1 pseudogene is annotated in these 743 nt (G+C 33.1%); it reads left to right on the top strand.

Annotated features, from left to right (window positions below):
- A pseudogene (locus tag EVI01_RS13485) lies at nucleotides 1–743 on the top strand (hypothetical protein); the annotation flags it as partial.

The raw sequence follows: 743 nt of genomic DNA, 5'->3' as shown, positions 1-743 counted from the left end.
CCTTTCAGAAAACACACTTACACCAGCTACAACACCAGCCAGTCCTACACCGGCTATAAATAATACAGCAACAACCGAAAAAGCTATACCAGCTATAAATACAGCAACAACAACCGAGAAATCTACACCGGCTATAAATACAGCAACAACAACCGAGAGAATCACACCAGCTATAAATGCAACAACAACAGAAATACCAACAATAGAGAGTCTTACTGATCTTACATTAGAAGGATATATTCAAAAGAGAAACTTTATACTGGAATATAGGTTCAACAAGGTAATGAAAGAAATGAGTGCTTTACGTGATCAAATATATGAAATAAATTATTATTTAGACTTGCTTGGACCCTTGGAAGTTGACAGTAGATTAAACTTTGTAACACTAATAGATGATATAAAGAATAATCAAATTCCACCAGTGGAGTATGAAAGAGATTTCGTTCAATCTCAAATAATTAATGAGAAAAATTATATAGAGTCGCTTGCAAATGAAGGGAAAATGAGTTCTTTGGAAATAGAAGAGTTTATTAATTCGTATAATAAACTCATTAATAGATTTGAAAATCCAAATTGTAATTTTGATAACGTAATAGATAAAGGATACGCATTATTGAAACAAGGCTTTTCAGAAAAAACTTCTACAACAGTCACAAGTAACACAACACAAGAAAGCCCAACACCAATAAATGCAACGACAACTGAAAGCCCAACAACAACCATAACAGCAACGACAACTGAAA

The sequence above is a fragment of the Enterococcus villorum genome (assembly GCF_007990225.1).
GTDB classification, from domain to species: Bacteria; Bacillota; Bacilli; order Lactobacillales; family Enterococcaceae; genus Enterococcus_B; species Enterococcus_B villorum.
The sequence above is the reverse complement of the archived record's forward strand: the minus strand, read 5'-3'. Positions and strand labels throughout refer to the sequence as shown.